The sequence below is a fragment of the Streptomyces sp. NPDC048506 genome (assembly GCF_040651315.1).
GTDB lineage: Bacteria > Actinomycetota > Actinomycetes > Streptomycetales > Streptomycetaceae > Streptomyces.
The window spans coordinates 177,718-202,887 of record NZ_JBEZIX010000009.1; the positions used below are offsets into that span (position 1 = coordinate 177,718).

The 25,170-nt window shown below is 72.5% G+C and carries 22 protein-coding genes and 1 pseudogene; 9 read left to right on the forward strand and 14 right to left on the reverse strand.

Going from position 1 to position 25,170, the window contains the following annotated elements; translation table 11 throughout:
- Window positions 1–334: 334 nt before the first annotated feature.
- Together AB0C96_RS09970 and AB0C96_RS09975 are read left to right on the forward strand one after the other, a co-directional pair.
- Window positions 335–1,129: pseudogene (locus AB0C96_RS09970) on the forward strand (class I SAM-dependent methyltransferase); the annotation flags it as partial.
- Between the two features lie 213 nt (window positions 1,130–1,342).
- Window positions 1,343–1,879 (forward strand): hypothetical protein, encoded by a 537-nt coding sequence (locus tag AB0C96_RS09975; RefSeq protein WP_362915548.1) that lies wholly within the window; start codon window positions 1,343–1,345, stop codon window positions 1,877–1,879.
- Window positions 1,880–2,043: 164 nt separating this feature from the next.
- Here the strand turns inward: AB0C96_RS09975 and AB0C96_RS09980 are convergent, their stop codons facing one another.
- Window positions 2,044–2,919, reverse strand: coding sequence for a helix-turn-helix transcriptional regulator (locus AB0C96_RS09980; protein WP_362915550.1), 876 nt, complete (start codon window positions 2,917–2,919; stop codon window positions 2,044–2,046).
- A 168-nt stretch (window positions 2,920–3,087) separates the two neighbouring features.
- Between AB0C96_RS09980 and AB0C96_RS09985 the strand changes: the two genes are divergently transcribed.
- A complete protein-coding gene (locus tag AB0C96_RS09985) occupies window positions 3,088–4,095 on the forward strand; it encodes an aldo/keto reductase (RefSeq protein WP_362915552.1) in 1,008 nt (335 codons plus the stop codon).
- 44 nt (window positions 4,096–4,139) lie between these two features.
- Here the strand turns inward: AB0C96_RS09985 and AB0C96_RS09990 are convergent, their stop codons facing one another.
- On the reverse strand, window positions 4,140–4,958 hold the full coding sequence (locus AB0C96_RS09990; RefSeq protein WP_362915554.1) for a class I SAM-dependent methyltransferase: 819 nt from the start codon (window positions 4,956–4,958) through the stop codon (window positions 4,140–4,142).
- Window positions 4,959–5,049: 91 nt separating this feature from the next.
- Here AB0C96_RS09990 and AB0C96_RS09995 point away from each other — a divergent pair, with 91 nt between their 5' ends.
- From AB0C96_RS09995 to AB0C96_RS10005, 3 genes are all read left to right on the forward strand, one after another.
- Complete coding sequence (locus AB0C96_RS09995) at window positions 5,050–5,781, forward strand: GntR family transcriptional regulator (RefSeq protein ID WP_362915556.1); 732 nt, start codon at window positions 5,050–5,052, stop codon at window positions 5,779–5,781.
- Window positions 5,782–5,896: 115 nt separating this feature from the next.
- Window positions 5,897–6,151 (forward strand): hypothetical protein, encoded by a 255-nt coding sequence (locus AB0C96_RS10000; RefSeq protein ID WP_362915557.1) that lies wholly within the window; start codon window positions 5,897–5,899, stop codon window positions 6,149–6,151.
- The gene (locus AB0C96_RS10005; protein WP_362915559.1) at window positions 6,148–6,345 is read left to right on the forward strand and encodes a hypothetical protein; all 198 of its coding nucleotides are present in this window, start codon (window positions 6,148–6,150) and stop codon (window positions 6,343–6,345) included. Before AB0C96_RS10000 ends, AB0C96_RS10005 begins: the two co-directional genes overlap by 4 nt.
- A gap of 45 nt (window positions 6,346–6,390) precedes the next feature.
- Here the strand turns inward: AB0C96_RS10005 and AB0C96_RS10010 are convergent, their stop codons facing one another.
- The 5 genes from AB0C96_RS10010 to AB0C96_RS10030 form a co-directional block, all read right to left on the reverse strand.
- Window positions 6,391–6,810 carry an NUDIX hydrolase gene (locus AB0C96_RS10010; RefSeq protein ID WP_362915561.1) on the reverse strand — a complete coding sequence of 140 codons (420 nt, stop codon included), beginning with the start codon at window positions 6,808–6,810 and terminating at the stop codon, window positions 6,391–6,393.
- 4 nt (window positions 6,811–6,814) lie between these two features.
- Complete coding sequence (locus tag AB0C96_RS10015; protein ID WP_362915563.1) at window positions 6,815–8,203, reverse strand: CHAD domain-containing protein; 1,389 nt, start codon at window positions 8,201–8,203, stop codon at window positions 6,815–6,817.
- Entirely contained in the window at window positions 8,166–10,448 is a 2,283-nt protein-coding gene (locus AB0C96_RS10020) for an RNA degradosome polyphosphate kinase (protein WP_362915565.1), read from the reverse strand. Before AB0C96_RS10020 ends, AB0C96_RS10015 begins: the two co-directional genes overlap by 38 nt.
- 311 nt (window positions 10,449–10,759) lie before the next feature.
- Window positions 10,760–11,842: an ABC transporter permease gene (locus AB0C96_RS10025; RefSeq protein WP_362915567.1), complete on the reverse strand. Its 1,083-nt coding sequence runs from the start codon at window positions 11,840–11,842 to the stop codon at window positions 10,760–10,762.
- Window positions 11,839–12,939 (reverse strand): ATP-binding cassette domain-containing protein, encoded by a 1,101-nt coding sequence (locus AB0C96_RS10030; RefSeq protein WP_362915569.1) that lies wholly within the window; start codon window positions 12,937–12,939, stop codon window positions 11,839–11,841. Before AB0C96_RS10030 ends, AB0C96_RS10025 begins: the two co-directional genes overlap by 4 nt.
- A 109-nt stretch (window positions 12,940–13,048) precedes the next feature.
- Here AB0C96_RS10030 and AB0C96_RS10035 point away from each other — a divergent pair, with 109 nt between their 5' ends.
- Window positions 13,049–13,648 (forward strand): GNAT family protein, encoded by a 600-nt coding sequence (locus AB0C96_RS10035; RefSeq protein WP_362915571.1) that lies wholly within the window; start codon window positions 13,049–13,051, stop codon window positions 13,646–13,648.
- 110 nt (window positions 13,649–13,758) lie between these two features.
- Here AB0C96_RS10035 and mshD read toward each other — a convergent pair whose 3' ends face one another.
- Window positions 13,759–14,697 (reverse strand): mycothiol synthase, encoded by a 939-nt coding sequence (gene mshD, locus AB0C96_RS10040; RefSeq protein ID WP_362915573.1) that lies wholly within the window; start codon window positions 14,695–14,697, stop codon window positions 13,759–13,761.
- Window positions 14,698–14,851: 154 nt separating this feature from the next.
- Here mshD and AB0C96_RS10045 point away from each other — a divergent pair, with 154 nt between their 5' ends.
- On the forward strand, window positions 14,852–16,663 hold the full coding sequence (locus AB0C96_RS10045) for a bifunctional metallophosphatase/5'-nucleotidase (RefSeq protein ID WP_362915575.1): 1,812 nt from the start codon (window positions 14,852–14,854) through the stop codon (window positions 16,661–16,663).
- A 153-nt stretch (window positions 16,664–16,816) separates the two neighbouring features.
- On the opposite strand, the gene AB0C96_RS10050 is transcribed toward AB0C96_RS10045, so the two are convergent.
- The gene (locus tag AB0C96_RS10050) at window positions 16,817–17,674 is read right to left on the reverse strand and encodes an NAD(P)H-binding protein (RefSeq protein WP_362915577.1); all 858 of its coding nucleotides are present in this window, start codon (window positions 17,672–17,674) and stop codon (window positions 16,817–16,819) included.
- 323 nt (window positions 17,675–17,997) lie between these two features.
- Between AB0C96_RS10050 and AB0C96_RS10055 the strand changes: the two genes are divergently transcribed.
- Window positions 17,998–19,383, forward strand: coding sequence for a DUF2993 domain-containing protein (locus AB0C96_RS10055; RefSeq protein WP_362915579.1), 1,386 nt, complete (start codon window positions 17,998–18,000; stop codon window positions 19,381–19,383).
- Window positions 19,384–19,405: 22 nt separating this feature from the next.
- On the opposite strand, the gene AB0C96_RS10060 is transcribed toward AB0C96_RS10055, so the two are convergent.
- The 5 genes from AB0C96_RS10060 to AB0C96_RS10080 all read right to left on the reverse strand — a co-directional run bounded on the left by AB0C96_RS10060 (window position 19,406) and on the right by AB0C96_RS10080 (window position 24,796).
- Window positions 19,406–20,893 carry a HAMP domain-containing sensor histidine kinase gene (locus AB0C96_RS10060; protein ID WP_362915581.1) on the reverse strand — a complete coding sequence of 496 codons (1,488 nt, stop codon included), beginning with the start codon at window positions 20,891–20,893 and terminating at the stop codon, window positions 19,406–19,408.
- On the reverse strand, window positions 20,890–21,627 hold the full coding sequence (locus AB0C96_RS10065) for a response regulator transcription factor (protein ID WP_362915583.1): 738 nt from the start codon (window positions 21,625–21,627) through the stop codon (window positions 20,890–20,892). Before AB0C96_RS10065 ends, AB0C96_RS10060 begins: the two co-directional genes overlap by 4 nt.
- 96 nt (window positions 21,628–21,723) lie before the next feature.
- Window positions 21,724–22,803, reverse strand: a complete 1,080-nt coding sequence (locus AB0C96_RS10070; RefSeq protein WP_362915584.1) for a trypsin-like peptidase domain-containing protein — start codon at window positions 22,801–22,803, stop codon at window positions 21,724–21,726.
- Between the two features lie 94 nt (window positions 22,804–22,897).
- Window positions 22,898–23,926, reverse strand: coding sequence for a LacI family DNA-binding transcriptional regulator (locus tag AB0C96_RS10075; protein WP_362915586.1), 1,029 nt, complete (start codon window positions 23,924–23,926; stop codon window positions 22,898–22,900).
- Between the two features lie 24 nt (window positions 23,927–23,950).
- On the reverse strand, window positions 23,951–24,796 hold the full coding sequence (locus AB0C96_RS10080) for a response regulator transcription factor (protein WP_362915588.1): 846 nt from the start codon (window positions 24,794–24,796) through the stop codon (window positions 23,951–23,953).
- Window positions 24,797–25,170 lie beyond the last annotated feature (374 nt).

Sequence of the window (25,170 nt, forward strand, 5' to 3'; positions counted from 1 at the left end):
CACGCCTCCGAACCCCTGCAACAACACACCTCGGCGTTCCCTTCCCGTCCGGGCCGTCGTCTCCGCATTTTGCCAAAGCGTAACCATGAGCATGACGCAGGGTGAGCACGGCGGGGTGGTCGGCGATCTGCCCCGGGCCCCGGAGCACAGGTGGGACAGGGCCGAGGACGAGGGCGGAGGCAGTGGCCGGCGGGCTCGGGTGCGGGAATCGGGCGGGGCACCCCATACCCTCGAAGCCATGGCCCGCCGTCCCGCACCCGCCGCCGTCCCCGCCGCCAGGCGGCCGGCCACCCCGCCGTCCCGGCAGGCCACCCCTCCATCCCGACAGGCCACCCCTCCGTCCCGGCCGGTCGGCAACGTCACCCGTGGGACCACCAACCCCAACCGGCTGCGCCGCATGGACCGCTGGATAGCCGCGGAACACGGCGCCGAGCTGCGCCGCGCCGCCGACCCCGTCGCGGTCGACCTCGGCTACGGGGCGGCGCCCTGGACCGCGGTCGAGCTGCTGGGCCGGCTGCGCACGGTCCGGCCGGACGCCCATGTCGTCGGCATCGAGATCGATCCGGCCCGGGTCGAGGCCGCCCGGCCGTACCGCTCGCCGGGGCTGGACTTCCTGCACGGCGGCTTCGAGGTGCCGCTGCCGGGTGCGCGGGGCCGGGCGCCGGTCCTGATCCGGGCGGCGAACGTGCTGCGCCAGTACGACGAGGACGAGGTGGCCGCGGTGTGGCGCCGACTGTGTGCCCGGTTGGCGCCCGGCGGACTGCTGGTGGAGGGCACCTGCGACGAGATCGGGCGGCGGCACGTATGGGTCGCGCTCGGCCCCGAGGGGCCCCGCACGGTCACCTTCGCGGCCCGACTCGGCTCCCTTGACACCCCCTCCGACCTGGCAGAACGACTCCCCAAGGCGCTGATCCACCGCAATGTTCCGGGCGAGCCGGTGCACGCCTTCCTCCGGGACTTCGACCGCGCCTGGGCGGCTTCCGCTCCGCTCGGGGCGCTCGGGGCCCGTCAGCGGTGGCGGGCCGCCGTACGGGCGTTGGCCACGGACTGGCCGCTGGCCGGCGATCCCCGGCGGCACCGCCAGGGCGAGGTCACGGTGCGCTGGAACGCGCTGGCCCCACGCGGGTAGCAGGAGCGCGGGTAGCGGGGGTAGGAGCGGCGGGGCAGTGGCAGGCGGCGGGGGCGGTGACAGCGGGAGCAGTCGGCGCGCGGGCCGGTCACGCGCGCTCACGGTGCTTCGGTGCGCTTTCCGCGCGGCGTCGGCGTATGGCTAACCCGCCGAAGGCAATGCCCTAATGGTGCACGTCACGCACTACGTCCTTCGGGAAATCCAGGAGGCTTCGTGTTCGCTGGCGTGCGCGCCCGCGCCATCTGTGCCACGGCCGCCCTCGCTCTCACCTACGGCGGGCTCCTCATGCCCGGCCCGGCTCATGCCGGCACCGCCCTGTTGACGTGTACGGGCACCCAGACCGTCACCTACCACCCGCCGCTCACCAACACTCCCACCTCCACCACGGTGGAGATCAGGGAGACGTACACCTCCTGTCTGGACACGGCCGGGATCGCCTCCGGAACCGGCAGCTTCTCCCTCACCGAGACCGCGTCCTGCACCTCCGTGAACGATCCGCTGGGTCCCCCGGACCGCCCCGTCTACGACTGGAACACGCACCAGAAGTCCGGTGTCACCTTCACGGTCACCTCAGTGGACCGGCTGGGCAACGGCACCACCCAGGTCACTGCCGCGGGCACCGTGAGCAGCGGCTTCGGTGAGGGGAGCAAGGCCATTCGTACGGCCACGCTGCCCGACCTGAGCCTCGCCGCCTGCGCCGGCTCCGGCGTCCGCCAGCAGTCCGGCCCGGCGACGCTGACCCTCCTCTGATCCACCGCCCCGTGCCTGATCCACTGCCCCTGCGTCCGATGCGCTGCTTCGTCCGGCCCCCTCACCAGGGTCTTCGGGGAGCCGTCGGGCCAGTGGCAGGGAGCCGCCGGGGCTCCCCGGGCCCGGTCGGCCAGGGCCCGACCCATCGGACAGCCAGGCCCTGGCTAGGCCACCTGGGCCGGCGTCGCGGCCGGCCGTGCGCCCAGGTCCCGCAGGCGCCGCTCCGTCTCCGATCCCCGCGGGGCCGTGTACGTGACCAGGGCCTGGTCCGCCTCGGTGGCCAGCCGGAAGCTCTCGAACGTGACGTCCAGGTCGCCGACCTCCGGGTGCCGGATGCGCTTGGTGCCGCGCAGGCACTCGTACACCGACTGGGTCTCCCAGATCCGCCGGAAGTCCGCGCTGCACGCCAGCAGCTCGTTGACCACCTCGCAGATCCGCGGATCGTCCGGGTGCCGGCCGCTGTCGGCGCGGAGGTTGCCGACCACCTCCACGGCCTTCGCCTCCCAGTCCGCGTGCAGCGCGCGGGCCTCCGGGTCGAGGAAGACCAGCAGCGCGGTGTTCCGCCGGTCCGGGGCGAGCGCGTCCAGGTCGAAGGCGATCCGGCCGCCGAGCGTGTTCCAGGCCAGGATGTCCAGGCCCCGCCCGATGACCATGGCCGGAACGGTGCTGTCCATGGCGTCCAGCAGCTGCCGGATCTCGGGCCGTACGGTGCGCTCGACCAGCGGACCCGGGTCGCAGCACTCCGCCGCACTCCGTCGCCGGGGCACCGCGATGTTGCGCAGGTACGTCACCTCGCCGCCGGACAGCCGCAGCGCCCGCGCGATGGCGTCGAGCACCGCGTCGGAGATGGCGTGCGCACGGCCCTGTTCGATCCGGGTGTAGTAGTCGACGCTGATCCCGGCGACCTGGGCGACCTCCTCGCGCCGCAGCCCGCGCACCCTCCGACGGTTGACCCCGTCCGGCAGTCCGACGTCGGCCGGGTCGAGGGCGGCGCGGCGCGCCTTGAGGAACGCGCTGATCTCGATTTCCGCGTGCAGCATCCGTCCAGTATGCGGCGCACCGCCGGCCGGGTGGTTCCGCCGGACCCAGGCTGTGACGGGCCTGGTCCGCTCCGTGACGACACAGCAGGGTGGTGGCACGCCTCGGGGAGCCCTCGGATCACGCCGACCGGCTCCCGAGAACCCGAAGCTCGGACCAAGGAGCAGTTCATGCAGCGCAGGATCCTCGGCGGCACCGGTATCTCGGTCAGCGAGTACGCGCTGGGCGCGATGATGCTCGGCGCATGGGGGAACACCGATCACGACGACTGCGTGCGGATCGTGCACCGCGCGCTGGACGCCGGCATCAACCTCGTGGACACCGCGGACGTGTACGCCGCCGGCGAGTCCGAGGAGATCGTCGGCAAGGCGCTCAAGGGCCGCCGCGAGGACGTGGTGCTGGCCACCAAGTTCTTCAACCCGATGGGGCCGGACGCCAACCACGGCGGGAACTCCCGGCGTTGGATCGTCCGCGCGGTGGAGGACAGCCTGCGTCGGCTGGGCACCGACCACATCGACCTCTACCAGGTGCACCGTCCCGACCCGACCACCGACATCGACGAGACCCTCTCCGCGCTCTCGGACCTGGTCCGTTCCGGCAAGGTGCGGGCGATCGGCACCTCGACGTTCCCGGCCGAGCAGATCGTCGAGGCGCAGTGGACCAGTGAGCGCCGCGGCCACCTCCGCTTCCGCACCGAGCAGCCGCCGTACTCGATGCTGGCCCGCGGCGTGGAGAACGCGGTGCTGCCGACCGCCCAGCGCTACGGGGTGGGCGTGCTGACCTGGGGGCCGCTCAGCGCGGGCTGGCTCTCCGGCCGCGAGCTGTCGGCCAGTTCCCGGGCCGGCATGGAGTCCCAGAAGTTCGACCCGTCGATCCCGGAGAACGCCCGCAAGGCGGAGGCGGTCGGCGCGCTCGCCGACGTCGCCGCCGAGGCGGGCCTGACGCTCCCTCACCTGGCCACCGCGTTCGTGCGCAGCCACCCCGCGGTGACCTCGGTCATCATCGGCCCGCGCACCCTCGACCAGCTCGACGACCTGCTGGCGGGCTCCGAGGTCACCCTCGACGCCGACGTCCTGGACCGCATCGACACCATCGTCCCGCCGGGCACCGACCTCAACCGGGCCGACAGCTACTACGTCCCGCCGGCCGTCGCGGACCCGGCACTGCGGCGGCGGTGAGCGAATGGCCCAGGCCAGTACCTACGGGCCGTACGACCAGAGGGCTAGGCCCGTGCAATGGCAAGCATGTGCGAACTGGCCGACAACAGATCCGGGTACGGCTCGGCCAGCCGGGCAGCCTCAAGGGCCGCGGTGAACAGCGGGGAGTCCTCGGCAAGCGGTTCGCCGGTGTGCTGCTCGGTGGCCTTCACGGCGCCCCACGCAGGCCCTTCGATTCCGTACACCGTGGTGCCGTCCAGTCCGGCCGCGGCCATCTCTTCGGCGAGTTGCTCGGCAGTGTGGAAGTAGGCGGCGGTGAAGCCCTTACGGCCAGGTTCGTGGACACCGGTGGCAAGGATGTCCACGACGGCATCCCGAACGCGTTCCTTGGTGCCCAGCCACCCGGTCGCCGTATGCTCGAACAGGGAGGCGTAGCGCCCAATTGCCGCTGCGGCGACGAGACCGCCCGACTTCACGACCCGTCGCGCCTCTGCGAGGGCTTGGAGTCGCTCGTCGCGGTCGAGCAGGTGGTACAGCGGCCCCAGGAGAAGCACGACGTCATACGTACTGTCGTCGGCGGTCAGGGCGCGGGCGTCGCCGAGTTCGGCTGTGCATCCGGCAGCGGGTGCCTGTTCGACGTGGCGGGGTACGGGGTCAACGAGGTGAACGGTGTAGCCATCCTTCACCAGCCATCGGGCGTGGGTTCCGGGGCCGCCTCCGACGTCGAGCACGGCTGCGGGCGCCGACGGCAAGTGGCGCCGCAGTAGTTCCTGCGTGCGCAGCATCTCCAGCTGCCCGTCAGCCGACGCCGTCAGCCGTTCGGACTCGTCGATGGTCTCGCCGTAGAACTCCAGGATTTCCGGGGCGATCTCTGGTGTGGTCATGGGCGCAGTCTGGCCTGTGGCCGCGCACTCGCACCAGTGTCTAGCCTGACCGGTTAACCGGTCAGGCTAGACACTAGGTCAGGAGCTTTTCGTGTCTGGATTCAAGTACGAAGAGATCGCGAACTCACTGCGGCGTCGCATCACCGACGGCGAGTTCGAGCCCGGCGACTTGCTGCCCTCCTCCCGTGATCTGTGTGAGCAGTGGGCCGTGTCGCGCGCCACCACCATCAAGGCCATGGACGCACTGCGCGCCGATGGCCTGGTGACACCACACCAAGGGCGCGGTTTCTCCGTCGTCGAGACCCCTCTGGCCCGCCCCGCCGGTAGGCGCCTGGCCGGCAGCGCCCGCGTGCAGGGCGGTTCGCCGTTCCGCCGCCTGGGCGCGCCGGTGTTGAAGGCACCACCGGCTCATGTCGTTGACGCACTCGAACTGGCCGACGGACAACACGCCTTGCATCGGGCGCGCCTGGTCCTTACTCCCGACGGGAGCAGTCCCCATTCCTACGTGACCGCATGGTTCCCGCCGGATATCGCCGACCAGTGCCCGCGTCTGTCCCAGATGGGGCCGATCGCGGAAGGGACCACGAACTACGTGCGGCGCACCACCGGCCGAGGCCCCGCGCGCGGTACGGACATCACCACAACTCGGCTCGCCTCGAAGATCGAGGCTGAACTCCTTCAGGTGAAGCGCCCCTGTGCGGTGGCCACAGTCCTGCACACCGCCTACGACGAGGGCGACAGGCCACTGGTCTGCGAAGAGGGAGTAACGCCTTCGGAGTTGTGGGAGCTGGTGGACAACTACCCGATGGGGGCGGGCATTTGATTACCTCTTGACTGGACCGGTCCACCGGTCCAGTGTTGGGGGTGCCGTAGCGCACACTCCGCGTGTCCACACCGCTACTGGCATCCCCAACCTCCTCACGCCCAGAGGCGATCACATGACCGCACACACACTCACCTCCCGGGCCCTCGGACTGGGCCACTGGGATCACCCGCTCCTCGGCCGCCACGTCGTCGACCGCGCCCACGCAGACCGCATCGGCGTCCTGCGCGCCATCGCCCCGGACTCGAAGGACAACCCCTTCAACCTGGTCGTGATGGTGCCGGACACACCGCCGGTCGCATGGCTCTCGCCCCCGGGCGGAGGACTGGAGTGGACGACCGCCTTGGACGCGATCGAGGCCGCGCGATGAGTGGCGGTCGGCGTCCCCAAGTCGGCGACGAGGTCGAGTACGCCGTGGGCCGACGGGCCATCGTCACGGATATCAGGAACGGCACCCCGTACCTGCGACGCGCCGGGCGCCGGGAGTGGCCGGCGGAGGATCCTGACGCACTGCGGGTGCGGCGTACGCGGACGCAGCGGATCGCGGACGGAGATCTGGGGTGAGGGCACCCACACCCAGGACCTCCCCGGTAGCCGGCGGCGGCCCGCTCAGGCCAGATGCAGCGCAGCCAGCAGCGCGTCCACCAGAGGGCGGTCCCGTTCCTGGGTGAGACGGTGGCGGGCGTCGGCCGGGGAGAGCCATTCCAGGCGGTCCACCTCGGCGCTCGGGGTGAAGGCGCCGGCGACGGCCTCGGCGGCCCAGTAGCGGACCTGCTTGGGGCGGCCCTCGACGAGGTAGTAGGAGGTCGGCAGCGGGGCGCCGGGGCGGCAGTCCATCCCGGTCTCCTCCGCCACCTCGCGCACCGCGCCGGCCAGCGCGTCCTCGCCGCGCTTCAACTTGCCCTTCGGGTGTGACCAGTCGTCGTATTTGGGGCGGTGGACGAGGCCGATCTCCAGGCCGTCCTCGGTCGCCGCGCGGCGCCAGAGCACACAGCCCGCCGCCCGTACCGACTTCTGAGGCACCGTCACATCCTCATCCCCTCGGGCCCGTTCCCCCGGTTCCGCCGGTTCCCCCCGTTCCGCCCCAGGTCGTCCGGTCCGCCGCGCGCGACAGCCAGATCCGGCCGAAGGCGTAGCGGGCCGCCTCCACCTGGTGGCGCTGGTCGGCGTGCAGGACGCCCAGGGCGTACGCGGTGGCCGGGGCGATCCTGGGGGTGCGGGCCGCGGCGGCGGCCGCGGCGGCGGCCTCCGCGGCGTCCCGGTGGCACTCCAGCGCCCGGGCGGCCTCCACCAGCCGGGGATCGGCGTGCTCCGGTGCGATCAGCTCCTGGGCGTAGCGGCTCAGCCGCACCAGGAGCCGGACCTGGTGCCAGGGCGCGTCCTGACGGTGGTCGGCGGTCAGCGCCTCGGCGTTGTACGGGTGGCCCGCACGGGACAGCGGCAGGGCGGCGACCGCCTCCGCGAGCCGCCGATGGGCCTGTTCGGCGAGCGGCGGCAGCGCCTCGGCCGCCGACCGGTCCGCGGCGGTGCCGGCCAACGGCGCCTCGGAGGCGAGCACCGCGACGGAGTCGGCGACGGCGTGGAAGCGGGAGGAGCCCAGCGCCTGGAGGGCGGCGGAGTGGGCGCGGGTGCGGGCGAGGGTGAGCTGGCGGTCCAGCAGCGCCCCGGCCCGGGCGGCACCGGCCGACAACGCGGCATCGGCGTCGGGTGCCGGCTCCCCGGCGGCGGGGGACGCGGTCGGGGTGGTGGGTGCGGCGGCGGCCGGCACGGTGGCCCGGCCCGCGGCCGTACGGTCCCCCCGCCTGCCCCGGCCTCCCCGGTCGGCGCGCTCGGGCTGCTCGGGCCGTTCCCCCCGGCCCGTCAGCCGCTGCAACGCCGCCATCAGCCGCTCACGACGGGCCGCACAGGCCTGTTCGCGGGCGAGCGTCCCGGACAACCAGCCCAGTTCGGCCAGGAGTTGGTCGGCCCAGGGCTCCTCGGTCAGCGGCCGGAAGGTGTGCAGCGTGGCACTGATCCGGCGGGCGGCCCGGCGCAGCTGGCGGGCGGCCTCGCCGGCGCCCGCCACGTCCGACCCGCTCTCGCGGTGCATCCGCAGGCTGCGCAGGAACTCCGCGGACTGGTGGTGGAGGTAGCCGGCGAGCACCTCCTCGGCGGTGCGGGCGGTGAGGTCGGCGAGGGCGGTGTCGGGGGCAGGTCCGGTGTCGCCGGCGGCGGGGCCGGTGCCCCCCGGGGCGGGTCCGGTGCCGTAGGGCATCGAGGTCACGGGTCCGTACACCTCGTCGTCCCCCTCGTACGGCCCGTCCACCACCGCCGAACGGGCTCCGGGCGCCCCGGCGGGCTCGTATCCGAGACCGAGGAGACCGGTCGGCCCCCCGGTCGGCTGGTCATGTCGCTGGGCCACGCCGGCGCCTCCGGGCGTCAATGAGCATTTCCTGTACGTTGCGCAGCGGCGCGCCGTCCGCGTCCACGGCGTGCCGGGTCCAGTCGCCGTCCGGGCCCAGGTGCCAGGAGGACGTGGAGTCCGAGGCACCGGTCTCCAGCAGCCGGTTGAGGGAGGCGCGGTGCGCCGGGTCGGTGACCCGGACCAGCGCTTCGATCCGCCGGTCCAGGTTGCGGTGCATCATGTCGGCGCTGCCGAGCCACACCTCGGGCTCCCCTCCGTTGCCGAAGACGAAGATCCGGGAGTGTTCCAGGAAGCGGCCGAGGATGCTGCGGACGCGGATGTTCTCGCTGAGGCCGGTGACGCCCGGGCGCAGCGCGCAGATGCCGCGCACCCAGATGTCGACCGGAACGCCTGCCTGCGAGGCGCGGTAGAGGGCGTCGATGACGGCCTCGTCGACCATTGAGTTGACCTTGATGCGGACGTAGGCGGCGCGGCCCGCACGGTGGTGCGCGATCTCCTTGGTGATCCGCTGGATCAGACCGTCGCGGAGGGACTTGGGGGCGACCAGGAGACGCCGGTAGGTCTCGCGTCGGGAGTATCCGCTCAGCCGGTTGAAGAGGTCCGAGAGGTCGGCGCCGACCTGCGGGTCGGCGGTCAGCAGGCCGAGGTCCTCGTAGAGCCGGGCGGTCTTGGGGTGGTAGTTGCCGGTGCCCACGTGGGAGTAGCGGCGCAGCATCTCGCCCTCCTGGCGGACCACGAGCGAGAGCTTGCAGTGCGTCTTGAGGCCGACCAGGCCGTAGACGACGTGGCAGCCGGCCTCCTCCAGCTTCCGCGCCCACTTGATGTTCGCCTGCTCGTCGAAGCGGGCCTTGATCTCGACGAGGACCAGCACCTGCTTGCCGGATTCGGCGGCGTCTATCAGGGCGTCGACGATCGGCGAGTCACCGGAGGTGCGGTAGAGGGTCTGCTTGATGGCGAGCACGTCGGGGTCGGCCGCGGCCTGCTCCAGGAACGCCTGGACGGAGGTGGAGAAGGAGTCGTAGGGGTGGTGCAGGAGGACGTCGCGGGCGCGCAGGGCGGCGAAGATGTCGGGGGCGGAGGCGGACTCCACCTCGGCGAGGTCACGGTGCGTACCGGCGACGAACTTGGGGTACTTCAGCTCGGGCCGGTCCAGGGCTCCTATGCCGAACAGGCCGGTGAGGTCGAGCGGGCCGGGCAGCGGGTAGACCTCGGCGTCGGAGATCTTCAGCTCCTGGACCAGCAGGTCGAGGACGGCCGGGTCGATGGACTCCTCGACCTCCAGGCGGACCGGGGGACCGAAGCGCCGCCGCATCAGCTCCTTCTCCAGCGCCTGGAGCAGGTTCTCCGCGTCGTCCTCCTCGACTTCGAGGTCTTCGTTGCGGGTGACCCGGAACATGTGGTGCGCGCGCACCTCCATGCCCGGGAACAGCTCCTCCAGGTGCGCGGCGATGACGTCCTCGATGGGGACGTAGCGCTGCGGGGAGGCCTCCAGGAAGCGGGAGAGCAGCGGCGGCACCTTGACCCGCGCGAAGTGGTCGTGGCCGCTGACCGGGTTGCGCACGACGACGGCCAGGTTCAGCGAGAGGCCGGAGATGTACGGGAAGGGGTGCGCCGGGTCCACCGCCAAGGGGGTGAGCACCGGGAAGATCTGCTGCCGGAAGAGGGTGAACAGGCGGGCCTGCTCCTTCTCGGTCAGCTCCCGCCAGCGGATCAGATGGATGCCCTGGTCGGCGAGCTCGGAGGCGATGTCCTGCTGGAAGCAGGCGGCGTGCCGGGCCATGAGCTCACGCGAGCGCGTCCAGATCTGGTCCAGCACCTCGCGGGGCTGGAGTCCGGACGCGGAGCGGGTGGCCACACCGGTGGCTATCCGTCGCTTGAGTCCGGCGACCCGGACCATGAAGAACTCGTCCAGGTTGCTGGCGAAGATCGCGAGGAAGTTCGCCCGTTCGAGGAGGGGGGTGGCCGGGTCCTCGGCCAGTTCGAGCACCCGCGCGTTGAACGCCAGCCAGCTGCGTTCGCGGTCCAGGAAGCGGCCGCCGGGCAGCTCCTCGCCGTCCGCGCCCACCACGCCCTGGTCCTCGTACGCATCCGGATCGGCGTCCAGGTCGGGCTCCAGGCCAGGCACCGTCCCACGGACCGCGTTGGGGCGGTGCGCGGCGATGGAGCCCACGGAAGGCTGGGCCGAGGGGGCCAGGGCCTGCGGGGGCTTCGGGGTCGGCATCTCGGGCTGGACCTGTGCCTGAGCGCTGGGCTGCTGGTTCATGGCCTTATTCTTCCGCGTCCGGGGGGTTCCAGGCGCGTCAGGACGGAGCGGCGGCGCGACATGGAGTCTCGGGCTCGGAAGATTCGGCACAGCGGGCTGCATTCAGCGATGCTCGCAAGCAACGTTGAATCGCCGGTAACGCGGATATGGCGGACAGGCAATCGGGGTGCTACGGGCGGGCACCAGCCGCCGGTCCCCCGGTCGCTCCAGGGGGCTTCCCCGGGCCAGCCCGGCGTCACACCCACCGTTATCCATGCGCAATGCGCGGGCGCCCGATCGAGTGGAAATGCGCGCCGAGAGCCGGCCCCGGCTCAGCCGTACCGGCGCCGCACCACCCGGAAGGCGAACACGGTCAGCGCCGCCGCCAGCGCCAACACGATCCCGGCCTCGATCCACGCCAGCGGCCAGTGGTGTGACACCGGGTGCTGGTCCATGTACTGGCCGATCACATGGTGCCGGGGCAGACAGGCGTCGTAGTCCTCCTGGGGCGAGCACGCCAGGTCCTGGTCGGTCAGGTGGGCGCCGGAGCGGGTGTAGAAGCCCTGTTCCAGGCCCCAGCTGTCGTCCGGCAGCTGGGCCGCCACACCGGGCCGGAACTCGGTCGTCACGGTCGGCATCAGATACGGCCGGAGCTGGCCGAGCCCGAACTGCACCACGACCATGGCGAGCATCGTGACGGCCATCGACGCCACCGTGCGGCGCAGCAGCAGACCGACCAGCACGCCGGTCGCCAGGCCCAGCAGGGCGTAGGCGACGGGCACCGGGCCGAGCGCGTTGAAACCGCGGACGGAGTACCAGTAGGAGCCGGACACCTCGTCGCCGGCGACCTGCCAGAGCCAGGCGAAGGCCGCCGAGAACCCCGACGTGGCGATCACCACGACCAGCGCGGGCAGTCCGACCTTCGCCCGGAGCCAGCGCAGCGGCGCGACCGACTGGGTCAGTACCAGCTGGTCGGTGCCGGACTCCAGCTCGCGGGCGATCAGGGGCGCGCCGATGAACATGCCGATCAGCACGGGGAGCAACACCAGCCCCAGCTCCAGGAGTTGGAGCGCGGGCCCGTAGCTGCCGCGGAAGGCGATGACCGTGTCCTGGGTGTGGGCGCACCGCGGGACCAGCGAGATCATCGAGCAGCCGGCGATGTGGTGGGCGTCGATGAAGTCGGCCATCCGGCCGCGCAGCTCGGTGCACCAGACCGCGCCGGCGGCCGAGCCGGCGAGCAGCACGCCGAGGACCATCCGGTGCTGTCGCCAGACCAACCAGATCGGGCCGCGCAGGGACGGGCGGCGGCGCACCGTCCGGCTCCCGGCGGTACCGCCGCGCTCGTCCCGCCCGTCCTCGTCGCGTCGGGCGGGTCCGCTGCCGCCCGCCCCGGGGTGTGCCGTGGTGCTCGTCATGCCGCTGCTCCCTTGCCGCTGTGGTGGTGCCCGCCGTGTGCCGCGCCGCCCGCCGGGCCGGGCCGGGCGGGCGTTCCGTTGCGCGGCATACCGGGGATGCCGGGCTTGTGACCGGGTGGACCGCCGGGCCGGTGACGCAGCCGCGGGGAGACCGGTTCGGCGCTCGGTGCGATCAGTGCGGGCGCGTCCGGTGCGCGCACATAGGCGAGCAGCAGCTCCTCCAGGGACGGCTCCGCCGTCTCCCAGGGACCGGCGGCGACCGCCCCCTTCCGCCGTACGACCGCGGTGAACCGACTGCCGGTCAGCTGGGTCTCGACGACCGTGTGCGCGGCGATCTGCGGGGGCAGCGCCGCGCCCCGGCGTTCCCCCGTCACCAGCGCGTGCGCCCCGATGACGTCGTCGACCTCGCCCGCCAGCCGGACCCGGCCGCCGCCCAGCACCAGCAGGTAGTCGCAGACCCCGTCCAGCTCGGCGAGCAGCTGCGAGGTCAGCACGACGGTGGTGCCGCGCTCGGCGGCCTCGGCCAGCAGCAGCCCGACGATCCGGTGCCGGACGAGCGGATCCAGGTCCGCCAACGGCTCGTCGAGCAGCAGCAGTTCGGGCTCCTTAGCGAGCGCCAGGGCGAGTGCGAGGCGGGTGCGCTGTCCACCAGAGAGGGCGCCGACGCGGGCGTCCGACGGCAGTCGGCCGTCCCGCACGATCCGCTCGGCGCGCCGGGTGTTCCAGTGTCCGGGGTTGAGCTCGCGGCCCAGCCGCAGCGTCTCGGCGACCGTCCAGCGGGGGTAGAGCGGCTTGCCCTGGGCCACGTACGCGACCCGGGCACGGCCGGACGGGGTGGCCGGGCCCGCGCCACCGACCCGCACGGTGCCCTCGGTGGGGCGGGCCAGTCCGGACGCGAGCGAGAGCAGCGTGCTCTTGCCGGCGCCGGCCGGCCCGACCAGCGCGCAGATCCGGCCGGCCGGCAGCCGGAAGGTGCAGTCGCGCAACGCCCAGCGGCGGCGGTACCGCCTGCCGAGTCCGATCGCCTCGATGGCGGTGCGGCCCGAGCCCCGCCCGGTCGCCCCGACCCCGCCCCCGACCATCGGCCGCGTCACCATCGCCCAGCCCCCCGCCCCGTCACGTCCCCCGAACCATTCCACTAATTAAGTAGTGGAAGCGTGGGGGAAGTGGGCTGCACCTGTCAACTCCGCTGCGTACGCTGACCACGTGTCCTCACCTTCCGCGCCCACCGCACCGCAGTCGCCGTTCACCCCCGACTACCCGCTCCGCACCGCACGGTTGGACCTCCGCCCCGTCACCCCCGACGACTTCGCCGCGATCCACGCCTACCAACGGCTGCCCGAGGTCTGCCGGTACCTCTACTGGGGCCCCTACGACGAGGCCCAGTCCCGGGACTCGGTCGCCACCAAGGCCACCCGCACCACGCTGCGCGAGTCCGGCGACGTGCTCCAGCTGGCCGTCGTCGTCCGCGAGACGGGGACCCTGGTCGGCGACGTCACCTTCGTCTGGACCAGCCGCGAACACCGCCAGGGCGGCATCGGCTACGTCTTCCACCCGGACCACGCCGGCCACGGCTACGCCACCGAGGCCGGCCGGGCGCTGCTGAAGCTGGGCTTCGAGGAGCTGCGACTCCACCGCATCCAGGCCGAGTTGGACGGCCGCAACACCGCATCGGCCCGGCTCCTGGAACGGTTGGGGATGCGCCGCGAGGGCCATCTGCGGGAGAACGAGTTCCTCGACGGCGAGTGGACCGACGAGGTCGTCTACGCGATGCTCGCGCGCGAGTGGCGGGCCCAGCAGCAGTAGGCGACGGGGCACCGGCAACGGCCGGCGGGGCGGACCGCCGTGGTCCGCCCCGCCGTCTCACCGCTCCGGGAGGTCCCCACTCAGGAGGTCCCGCCTCAGGAGGTCCCGCCTCACGTCTCCGAGCGGTACATCAGGTCCGTCTCGTGCGTCACGAATCCCAGCCGCTCGTAGACGGTCACCGCCGCCGCGTTGTCCGCGTCCACATAAAGCATCGCGGTCGGCAGCCCCTGTCCGGCCAGGTGCCGCAGCCCGACGGAGGTCAGCGCCTTGCCCAGGCCGCCGCCCTGGGCGCCCGGCCGCACACCGAGTACATAGACCTCCCCCAGGCCCTCCTGGGCGTGCACCTTGGTCCAGTGGAAGCCGACCAGCCGGCCCTCCTTCTCCGCCAGGAAGAAGCCCTTCGGGTCGAACCACGCCTCGGCCTTGCGGTCGTCCAGGTCGCGCAGGGTCAGTGAGCCCTGCTCGGGGTGGTGGGCGAACGCCTCCGCGTTGACCTCCAGCCAGGCCGCGTCGTCGACGCCCGGCTGGAAGGTCCGCACCGACACGCCCTCGGGGAACACCGGCTCGGCCAGCTCCAGGTCCGCCAGCGACCGCCGCATCTGCCGCAGCTCCCGGAACATCGTCAGCCCCAGCGTCTGGGCGAGGTGCCGGGCCGCCGGATGTCCGCCGTGCGCCCAGACCCGCAGCCGGCGCCCGGACTGCTCCAGCAGCTCGGCGCCCAGCGCCCGGCCGTGCCCGCGGCCCCGGAACCCGGGGTGCACCACCAGCTCGGCGGCCGGCGCCTCCACCGGGTCGGTGTCCTCCAGCTGCCCGTAGCCGACGAGCTGCTCGCCCTCGTCCCCGGCCGCGTACACCGACACGTGCCGGACGCCCTCGCGCCGGCCGCCCCGCAGCTGGAGCCGCCCCTGTTCGGACACCGCCGGCTGCCCGTCCGTCCGCGCGGCCCGCTCGATCAGCTCCAGGACGGCCGCGGCCTCTTCCGGCGCGAGCTCGTCGACCACCTGGATCCTGCGGCCGGTCCGGCCCATGTCCTGTGCAGCGTCAGTCATGTGTGAAGCGTACGTCTGCGCCGGGTCCTGCGGCGGCCGCCACCCGCGCTCCCGCCGCGCCCCGGCAACCAGCCCGTAACCCGGCACCCCCTGTTGTGCTACGCGCGTCAACAATAAGCTGCCCTCCGCTCAGGTACATCCAGGAGGGGATCACATGCCAGCGACACCGCAACGGCGCCGCACCGCACGCAGATTGACGATGGGGGCCGCCGCGCTGGCCGCCGCCGTCGGCATCACCGCCACCGCCCTGCCGGCCGGCGCGGAGACCGGCCGGCCGGACCGTTCCGGCCGCACCGTCGACGTCCAGCTCCTCTCCTTCAACGACTTCCACGGCAACCTCGAACCGCCGCAGGGCTCCTCCGGCACCGTCGAGGAGCTCCAGCCGGACGGCACCAAGAAGACCGTCCCGGCCGGCGGCGTCGAATACCTGGCGCAGTCCCTGCGCACGGCCCGCAAGGGACACCCGTACTCCATCACCGCGGCGGCCGGCGACCTGGTCGGCGCCAGCCCGTTGCTCTCCGGGCTCTTCCACGACGAGCCGACCATCGAGGCCATGAACAAGCTGGGCCTGGACGTCACCTCGGTCGGCAACCACGAATTCGACGAGGGCCGGGCGGAGTTGACCCGCCTCCAGAAGGGCGGCTGCCACCCGAAGGACGGCTGCTACGAGGACGGCAAGAAGTTCCGGGGCGCCGACTTCCCCTACCTCACCGCCAACGTCACGGACGAGAAGACCGGGAAGCCGCTGCTCAAGCCGTACTCCGTCTGGCAGCACAAGGGCGTCAAGATCGGCTTCATCGGGGTGACGCTGGAGGGCACGCCCGACATCGTCAACGCCGACGGCGTCAAGGGCCTGAAGTTCCACGACGAGGTCGAGACGATCAACAAGTACGCCAAGGTGCTGAACAAGCAGGGCGTCAAGGCGATCGTGGCCCTCATCCACGAGGGCGGCCAGCCCGCCTCCACGTCCTACAACTACGACTGCGACAGCCCCGGCCCCGGCGACGGCATCTCCGGCCCGATCACCGAGATCGCCAAGCATGTGACGCCCCAGGTGGACGCCCTGGTCACCGGCCACACCCACCAGGCCTACACCTGCACCATCCCGGACCCGTCCGGCCGCCCGCGCACCGTCACCTCCGCCGCGTCGTACGGCAAGCTCTACACCGACACCACCCTCACCTACGACCGCCGCACCCACGACATCGTCCGCACCAGCGTCAAGGCCCCCGGCGCGGTCAACCACGTCGTGAACCGCACCCAGCCCAAGGCCGCGGACATGACGTCCCTGATCGCCCGCTGGAACAAGCTGGCCGCGCCGGTCGCCGGCCGCACCGTCGGCCACATCTCCGCCGACATCGCCGGCCGCGGCGCGAACGCCCCCGAGGCCCCGCTCGGCGACGTCATCGCCGACGCCCAGCTCGAAGCCACCAAGGCGCCCGACAAGGGCGGCGCCCAGCTGGCCCTGATGAACCCCGGCGGCATCCGCTCCGACCTCGCCTTCAAGGCCTCCGGCTCGGAGGGCGACGGCGTCGTCACCTACGGCGAGGCGTTCACCGTCCAGCCCTTCACCAACATGATGAACGTCGTCGACCTCACCGGCGCCCAGCTGTTGACCGCCCTCCAGCAGCAGGTCAGCGGCCCCAACGAGGCCTCCCCCAAGATCCTCCAGGTCTCCGACGGCCTCACCTACACCCTCGACATGACCAAGACCGGCGCCGCCCGCGTCATCACCGACTCCGTGAAGCTCAACGGCGCCCCGCTCGACCCGGCCAAGACCTACCGCGTCGCCATGAACGAGTTCCTGGCCGGCGGCGGCGACGGCTTCCCCGCCTTCAAGGGCGCCACGAACAAGTACGTGGGCGCCTCCGACCTGGACGCCTTCACCGCCTACCTGACCGCCCACTCCTCGGCGACCGGCCCCCTCGACCCGCCGAAGGCGGACCGGATCACCATCGTGAAGTAGCCGGGGCCGACCGGGGCGTTCGGTTCGCCCCGCCCCGGCACCCGGCCGCCACGACGAGAGACCAGCCGGCCCCGGTCGCCCGCCCCAGAGGCGGGTGACCGGGGCCGCTTCGTCGGGGGCCGGGCCCCTGGCGTGCGGGGTACGACTTCCCGGTCAGGAGAAGTCGGCCGCGTGGTCCCCGGCCCACTGGGCGAAGGTGCGGGCCGGGTGGCCGGTGACCCGCTCGACGGCGTCCGACACCGGGAACGGCGAGGCGTCGACGGTGCCGCCGAACATCCGGACCAGCTCCAGCGCGGACTCCTTCGGGAAGTGCGGTCCGGCCATCGCCTCGGCGGCCTCGTCCTCGGAGATCTGCTCCACGCGGGTCTCGCGCCCGATCGCCCGGCCGATCTCGGCGACCTGCTGGGCCACGGTCATCGTCTCGGGGCCGGTGACGACATAGGCCTGGCCCACATGGGCACCGGTGCGGTCCAGCAGGGCGGCAGCGGCGACGTCCGCGAGGTCGGCCTCGTGGACGGGAACGCCCTGGGCGCCCGGGTGGGCGTCGCGGACCACACCGGTCTCGCGGATCGAGGCGGCCCACGCCAGCGTGTTGGTGGCGTAGTTGCTGCCGCGGACGAAGGTCCACTCCAGGCCGGATGCGCGGATCGCCCGTTCCAGACCGGCGTGCATCCGGGCGATCATGTTGGTCTCGTCCGCGGGCGTATCGGTCACCGCTATCGAGGAGTTGAGGACGATGCGCGGGACGCCGGCCTTGACGGCGGCGTCGACCAGGACGGCCGCGGCGTCGTGCCCGCCGGCCGCGAGGTTGAGGAAGAGCGCGTCGGCGCCGGTCAGCAGCGGGGCCAGGTCGTCGTCGCCGGTGAGGTCGGCGCGCACCACCTCGGCCTCGGCCGGCAGCGCGGCGCGCGCCGGATCGCGGGTCAGCGCGCGTACCGCGACACCGTCCGCGAGGAGCCGGCCGACGAGGCTGCGGCCGATATTGCCGGTCGCTCCGGTTACCACGATCATGCGAGTCACCTTTCGGGAAGTGTCGGGAGGAGGCCCGACGGACGCGGGCAGGAGAGCCGGCCGAGCGGCTCCCGCTCGTGGGTGGTCGGCCCCTGCGTCGCACCGGGCGGCGCTTTTCGCCACCGACAACCGTCAACGGACGACGGGGCCGTGGGCATTCCGGCGCCACGATCGGCGGGGCCGGCAAGCGATGTGACGGTAGTTCAGTCCGCCGCCGGAGGTGCGGCAATTTTTCACCAAGACCGACCGGACAAGCCTCATGAAACCGACATACTTACGGTGAAACTTGCGTTCGAGGGACCGTCTCGTGGTGGGATGTGCGGATGCGAACCCCCATACGCATATCTTCACCCTCACCTGTGCCCGGCGATCCACTCCGTTCCCCGTCCCCCGCAGCGGACCCCGGGCACGACCCCTCCGGCGACACCAGAAAGCTCACCCCGGTCAATCCCTACGACGACCTGGCGGCCCTCGCCGACCCCGAACCGCAGCCCGAACCCGAGCCGGAGTACGGCGCCTTCGACGTCCCCGGGGCCACCCGGCGGCGCACCTACCTCAACGAGCGCGACGACAGCGACGACCCGCTGGGCCTCGGGCTGCGCTCGGACGACGACGTGCCGGACGAGGCCTGGTCGCCGCCCAACCACCGCCGCAGGAAGCGCGGCATCAGCCGTTTCGCCGCCGTGCCGATCGTCGTGAAGCTGCTGGTCGCGGCCCTCGTCTGCACCGCCCTCCTCACCCTCTCCGACCGGTTCGCGGTGCTCTACGCGCAGAACAAGGCCGCGGAGAAGCTGAAGGAGGCGCTGCACCTGAACGCCACCCCGGAAGTCGACATCGAGGGATTCCCGTTCCTCACCCAGGTGATGGACAAGCGGGTCGACCAGGTCCGGGTGACCATTCCCGACCTGGCCGCCGACCGGGTCTCGCTGGCGAAGTTCGAGGCGACCGCGAACGACGTACGCCTCGACGGCGACCTGCCCACCTCCATCAAGGGCGCCACCATCGGCAGCATGCAGGGCAGCGTGCTGCTCGCCTTCGACGACATGAACCGCGAACTGGGCGCGTCCCAGGTGAAGTTCAGCGAACTGGGCCCCAACGCGGTCCGGGCGGACGGACAACTCCCGATCGCCGGCCACGAACTGCGGGTACGGGCCGAGGCCCGCATCCGGCGCGCCGGCGACCGCGGGATCTCCACCGACATCAGCCGGATGCGCCTGGACATCGGCGACGTCGCCGTCTACCGGCCCGGCACCGGCAAGGACCAGGGCCTGCGGCTGACCCGCAAGGCCGCCGCCGAGCTCAGCCAGGAGGCCGACCGGGTCAAGGCGATGCTGAGCATCCCCGCGATCGCACAGCGGATCGGCATCCCCAAGGCGTACATCGACGACGCCCTCCGCAGCGACGACAAGCTGCACGAGCTGACCGGCTCCCCGCGCTTCGTCCACGAGCTGATGAAGGTCAACGTCGTCGACGTGGTGACGGACCACCCCTGGCTGCTCCAGAAGGTCGGCATCGACCCGAAGATCCTCGGCACCCTGAGCGGCCTGACGAAGCCCCAGCTCGCCGACCGGCTGTCGCTCTCCTTCCAGCTGCCCAAGACGCCCGGTGACGTGCGGCTGCGCCATATCTCCGTCGAACGGGACGGCATCCGGGCCGAGCTGTCGGGCGCGAACCTGCCGTTCGGGGACGCGGCGAAGCAGAAGCGGTAGCGGCGGCCGGGGGCGCCGCCGCTCAGCCGTCCCGGTCGTCCGGCCGGGACGGCGGCTCCTTTGGCAGCTGCGGCGGTGGCGCCGGCGCACCCGGCAGGGTCACCACCGCCTCGGTGCCGCCGAGGTCCGCGGACCGCAGCCGCACCGCGCCGCCCGCCTGCTCGACCGTCCGCGCCACGATCGACAGGCCCAGCCCGCTGCCCGGCAGGCTCCGGGCGGACGGCGAGCGCCAGAACCGCTCGAAGACGTGTGGCAGTTCGTCCTGCGGGATGCCGGGGCCGTGGTCGCGGACGGTCAGCTCGCCGTCGGACAGCCGCACCTCGACGCTGCCGCCGGCCGGGCTGAACTTCACCGCGTTGTCCAACAGATTGACCACCGCCCGCTCCAGCGCGGCCGGCTCGGCCCGGACGTACCAGGGCTCGACGTCCGCGGTGACGGTCAGCGACGGGCCGCGCAGCCGGGCCCGCTCCAGCGCCGTGCCGACGATGTCGTGCAGCGCCACCACCTCGACGACGGTCTGCCCGGGCCCCTGTGGCCGGGACAGCTCCTGTAGATCGCCGATCAGCGCCGCCAGCTCCCCCATCTGCGCCTTGACCGAGGCCAGCAGGGCCGCCTTGTCGGCGGCCGGGATCGCGCGGCCGGACTGCTCACTGCGCACCAGCAGATCGATGTTCGTGCGGAGCGAGGTCAGCGGCGTCCGCAGCTCGTGGCCGGCGTCCGCGATCAGCTGCTGCTGGAGGTCGCGGGAGGCGGCCAGCGCCGCGGTCATGGAGTTGAACGAGCGCGAGAGGCGGGCGATCTCGTCCTCGCCGTCCGCCGGGATGCGGATGGTCAAGTCCTGGGTGCGGGCGACGTGTTCGACGGCGTCGGTCAGCCGGTCGACCGGCTTCAGCCCCGCGCGGGCCACCCACAGTCCGGCGGTCGCCGCGCCGAGCACCCCGACCCCGGCGACGATCAGCAGCACCAGGGCGAGCTGGTCGAGCGGCTCGGTGATCTGGCTCATCGGCACCGCGACGGAGATCGCCAGCCGGTGGCCCTGGGCGTCGGTCAGCGGCCCCCGGTAGGGCGTGGTCGACACCCGCATCGCCGCGCCGTCGGTGGCCTTGGTGGTGTGCACCGTGCCCTCCACCCGGCCCGCGGCCACCGCCGTGTCCGCCCGCTGGGCGGGGATCGGCGACTTGTCAGGCGAGGTGCAGACGTAGCCGCCCGACGACACCAGCTGGATGGTGTACGGCGTGGGCTGGAAGTGCACCCCGTCCGGGTTGTTGCAGTAGGCGCTCAGCGCCTGGACGTAACTGGGGTTCACCTCGACGCTGCTGAGCTGCGCGTCCAGCTGCTCGGTCAGCCGGTCCCGGGTGAGCAGCCAGCAGGCGGCCGCCGACAGGGCCACCGCGAAGGCCACCGCCACCGTGGTGAGCAGCGCCAGCCGCGAGCGCAGCGGCAGCTGCCGGAAGCGGTCCAGGGGGCTCGGCCGGCGCCCGCCGCTCCGCGTCGTCGTGCCGGCGCTCATTCCGCCCCGCCGTCCGCCCGCAGGACGTAGCCGACCCCGCGCACCGTGTGCACCAGCCGCGGCTCGCCGCCCGCCTCCGTCTTGCGGCGCAGGTACATCACGTACACGTCAAGGGAGTTGGAGGTGGGCTCGAAGTCGAAGCCCCAGACGGCCTTCAGGATCTGCTCCCGGGTGAGGACCTGCCGCGGATGCGCGAGGAACATCTCCAGCAGGGTGAATTCGGTGCGGGTCAGCTCGACCGGCCGGCCGCCGCGGGTCACCTCGCGGGTCGACAGGTCCATCCGCAGATCGGCGAAGCCCAGTGTCTCGCCCTCCTCGGGCGGCGCGCCGGCCGCCGCCGCGTACGAGCTGCGGCGCAGCAGCGCGCGGATCCGGGCGAGCAGCTCGTCCAGCTCGAAGGGCTTGACGAGGTAGTCGTCGGCGCCGGCGTCCAGGCCGCTGACGCGGTCGCCGACGGTGTCCCGGGCGGTCAGCATCAGGATCGGCACGGTCACCCCGCTCGCCCGCAGCCGCCGGGCGGCCGTCAGCCCGTCCATCCGGGGCATCAGGACGTCCAGCACGATCAGCTCAAGGTCGTACGAGGCGACCTTCTCGACCGCGTCCAGACCGTCGACCGCCTGCTCGGTCCGGTACCCCTCGAAGGCGAGCGAGCGTTGCAGCGCCTCGCGGACCGCGGGCTCGTCGTCGACGATCAGGATGCGGGCGGGCTGATCACCGTGCTCGGCGGGGCTCATGTGCGTGGCTACCTCGGGTCGGGTACGGAAGAACGGCTGACCCTCCCAGCGTGGCACGGTGGTGGCGGTCTGCGGCGGGTGACGGGTGGGACGGACTCAGACGTTGCCGTTGCTGCCGCCGCTGCCGCCGCCGCGCAGCGAGTCCAGGTCGGCCTTGACCGTGTTGATCGGTATGGCGAAGCCCAGGCCGACGCTGCCCGCGGTGCTGCTCGACGCCGAACTCGGCGAGTACATGGCGGAGTTGATGCCGATGATCTGCCCCTGCATATTGATCAGGGCGCCACCGGAGTTGCCCGGGTTGAGCGAGGCGTCGGTCTGGATGGCCTTGTACGAGGTCTTCGACTCGCCGGTGTCGCCGTTGTACTGGTTGCCGCCGAACTCGAACGGCCAGCCGCCGCCGTCGCCCGGTCCGCTCTGCCGGCCCCGACCGCCCTCCTTCGGGACCGTGACGTCCCGGTTGAGGGCGGAGACGATGCCGCTGGTCACCGAGCCGGTGAGCCCCTCGGGCGAGCCGATCGCCACCACCTGGTCGCCGACCGCGATCTGGTCGGAGTCCCCGAGCCGGGCCGCGGTCAGGTCCTTGGCGCCACGGACCTTGATCAGCGCCAGGTCCTTGTCGGGGTCGGTGCCGACGACCTTGGCCGTCTTCCGGCTGCCGTCGCTGAAGGCGACGGACACCGTGGTCGCCCCCGCCACCACGTGGTTGTTGGTGATGATCTCGCCGCTGCTGGTGATCACGACGCCGGAGCCGGTGGACTCGCCGCTGCCGGTCCGCGCCTTGATCTCCACGATCGCCGGGCTGACCGCCTTGGCCACCCCCGCGACCCCGCTGCCGCTGTTCTTGCCGGCGTTGACGAGCGGGGTGGAGACGCTGTTCTGCGTGCCCTGCTGGGTCGCGCGGGCGATCAACGCCGCGCTGCCACCACCGATCAGGCCGGAGGCGAGCGCCACCGCCGCGATCAGTGCCACGGGCCGGCGGGCCCGACGCCGCGCGCCGGCGGCGCCGTCCGGCCCCGGTGCGTACGGGGGCGGCGGCGGGAAACCCTGTGCGGCCCCCGGCTGCTGGCCGGGTCCGGCACCGTATCCGCTGCCGTGGCCGGTGCCCTGCTCGGCGCCGTATGCGTACGGCCGGTCCTGTGGCATGTCGTCGCCGCTTCGGCGGTAGCTCTCGGTCATGGTGAAGACTCTGCGCCCGGTGGATGAGAACCGTCTGAGAACGTCCTGAGGAACCCGACAGAAGTGGGTATGCCCGGTATAAGGACCGTCCCCGTCAGCCGCCGTCGCAGCCGCACGACCGCCGGACGACCAGCCGGGACGGGAACTGCCGCAGCCGCTCCCGCCGGGAGCCGACCACCCGCAGCCCGTCGTCCAGCACCAGGTCCACCGCCGCCCGCGCCATCGCCTGGCGGTCCGAGGCGACGGTCGTCAGCGGCGGATCGGTCAGCGCGGCTTCCTTCACGTCGTCGAAGCCGGCCACCGCCAGCTCGCCCGGCACGTCGATCCGCAGCTCACGGGCGGCCCGCAGGACACCGATCGCCTGGTCGTCGGTCGCGCACATGATGGCCGGCGGCCGCTCCGGTCCGGACAGCAGCTTCAGCGCCGCCTGGTAGGCGTCGTAGCGGTTGTAGTCGGCCTCGAAGTACCGGCCGTCCGGTGAGTTCCCCGACTCCAGCATGGCCCGCCGCCAGCCCTCGACGTGGTCGGTGACCGGGTCGCCGGACTTCGGGGTCTCCTCCGTGCCGCCGAGGAACGCGACGTACGGATGGCCGTGCTCCAGCAGGTGCCGGGTCGCCAGCTGCGCACCCCAGACGTCGTCGGTCATCACCGCGACGTCGTCGATGGCGTCCGGCCGCCGGTGCAACAGCACCACGCGCGCGTCCCACGCGTCGATCTCGGCGGCGGCGTGCTCGCTGGGCCCCTGGCTGATCAGGATCAACCCGGCCACCCGCATCCCGAGGAACGCCCGCAGGTAGTGCACCTCGCGCTCGTCGAGGTAGTTGGCGTTGCCGACCAGGACCATCTTTCCGCGCTCCGCGGCGGCCTGCTCCACGGCGTGCGCCATCTCCGCGAAGAACGGCTGCCGGGTGTCCGGCACGATCAGGCCTATGAGGTCGGTGCGGCGGGACGCCATCGCCTGCGCGACGCGGTCCGGCCGGTAGCCGAGCTCCTTGATGGCGGCGAGCACCCGCTCGCGCGTGGCCGGGGCGACCGGCCGTGGTCCGTTGTTGATGACGTAACTGACAACGGCGGTGGATGTCCCCGCCAATCTCGCCACATCATCCCGCGTCACCTTGGCCACGCGCGGCAGTCTACGCGGGTGGTCCTACCGGGCGGCAGGCCGTACGGCCGCGGATTCCGAAGCCGCGGCGACCGCGTTCCCGGAACCGGCACCGTCCTGGGCACCGCGGCCCGGCGCCGACTGTCCACCATCGCCGGACTTCACCGCTTTCGCGGCGTCCTCCTTGGCCTTGGCCTTGGCCTCGGCCGCCCGCTCCACCTTCTCCGGCGTCACGAAGCGGTAGCCGACGTTACGGACCGTGCCGATCAGCGACTCGTGCTCGGGGCCGAGCTTGGCGCGCAGCCGCCGCACGTGGACGTCCACCGTCCGGGTGCCGCCGAAGTAGTCATAGCCCCACACCTCCTGAAGGAGCTGGGCGCGGGTGAAGACCCGGCCCGGGTGCTGCGCCAGGTACTTCAGCAGCTCGAACTCCTTGAAGGTCAGGTCCAGTACCCGGCCCTTCAGCTTGGCGCTGTAGGTCGCCTCGTCCACCGAGAGATCACCGTTGCGGATCTCCATGGGCCCGTCGTCGGCGGTGATCTGCTGGCGGCCCATCGCCAGCCGCAGCCGCGCCTCCACCTCGGCGGGGCCCGCGGTGTCCAGCATGACGTCGTCGATGCCCCAGTCGGCGGTGACGGCGGCCAGCCCGCCCTCGGTGACGACCAGGACCAGCGGGCAGCCCGGCCCGGTGGACCGCAGCAGCTGGCACAGGGACCGTACGTGCGGAAGATCGCGACGGCCGTCGATCAGTATGACGTCGGCCCCCGGGGTGTCGATGAGGGCCGGCCCCTCGGCGGGAGCCACCCGCACGCTGTGCAGCAGCAGGCCGAGCGCCGGGAGCACCTCCGTCGACGGCTGGAGGGCATTGGTCAGCAGCAGGAGCGAACTCACCTCCGACCACCTGCCCGGTTTCCGGAGCGTTCCACCCTGATCTGCGCGCGGTCCTGCCTGCTTCGCTCGCCCATGACGTCTGGTTCCTCCTCGGTCCCTGCGACGGGGGCACCACCCGGCTCTGACCCGGGGGAGTCTGCGGCACTGCTTCGAACGGTCCTCGCAGCCACGCGGCTCGTGACTGAAAGCACAAAAGGACCCGGGGGCAACGCTGCCCGGATCCTTCTTACCCAGCAGAATAACCCATCCGCTGCGCTTGGCTTGGCTTCCCACGTTGTCGTCTGCGGCGCCGTGCCGGTTTCTCGCCATTGCGCCTGCGGCGGGCGGTGCCGCTGCGCGGGGCTGTTCGGCTGCGGTGACGGTCCTCCGGGGCA

Coding starts and splice junctions, on each gene's coding strand:
- AB0C96_RS09980 (WP_362915550.1), bottom strand. CDS start 2,919: ATGCTGCACGCGGAAATCGAGATCAGCGCGTTCCTCAAGGCGCGCCGC.
- AB0C96_RS09985 (WP_362915552.1), top strand. CDS start 3,088: ATGCAGCGCAGGATCCTCGGCGGCACCGGTATCTCGGTCAGCGAGTAC.
- AB0C96_RS09990 (WP_362915554.1), bottom strand. CDS start 4,958: ATGACCACACCAGAGATCGCCCCGGAAATCCTGGAGTTCTACGGCGAG.
- AB0C96_RS10000 (WP_362915557.1), top strand. CDS start 5,897: ATGACCGCACACACACTCACCTCCCGGGCCCTCGGACTGGGCCACTGG.
- AB0C96_RS10005 (WP_362915559.1), top strand. CDS start 6,148: ATGAGTGGCGGTCGGCGTCCCCAAGTCGGCGACGAGGTCGAGTACGCC.
- AB0C96_RS10020 (WP_362915565.1), bottom strand. CDS start 10,448: ATGAACCAGCAGCCCAGCGCTCAGGCACAGGTCCAGCCCGAGATGCCG.
- AB0C96_RS10025 (WP_362915567.1), bottom strand. CDS start 11,842: ATGACGAGCACCACGGCACACCCCGGGGCGGGCGGCAGCGGACCCGCC.
- AB0C96_RS10030 (WP_362915569.1), bottom strand. CDS start 12,939: ATGGTGACGCGGCCGATGGTCGGGGGCGGGGTCGGGGCGACCGGGCGG.
- mshD (WP_362915573.1), bottom strand. CDS start 14,697: ATGACTGACGCTGCACAGGACATGGGCCGGACCGGCCGCAGGATCCAG.
- AB0C96_RS10045 (WP_362915575.1), top strand. CDS start 14,852: ATGCCAGCGACACCGCAACGGCGCCGCACCGCACGCAGATTGACGATG.
- AB0C96_RS10050 (WP_362915577.1), bottom strand. CDS start 17,674: ATGATCGTGGTAACCGGAGCGACCGGCAATATCGGCCGCAGCCTCGTC.
- AB0C96_RS10055 (WP_362915579.1), top strand. CDS start 17,998: ATGCGAACCCCCATACGCATATCTTCACCCTCACCTGTGCCCGGCGAT.
- AB0C96_RS10060 (WP_362915581.1), bottom strand. CDS start 20,893: ATGAGCGCCGGCACGACGACGCGGAGCGGCGGGCGCCGGCCGAGCCCC.
- AB0C96_RS10065 (WP_362915583.1), bottom strand. CDS start 21,627: ATGAGCCCCGCCGAGCACGGTGATCAGCCCGCCCGCATCCTGATCGTC.
- AB0C96_RS10070 (WP_362915584.1), bottom strand. CDS start 22,803: ATGACCGAGAGCTACCGCCGAAGCGGCGACGACATGCCACAGGACCGG.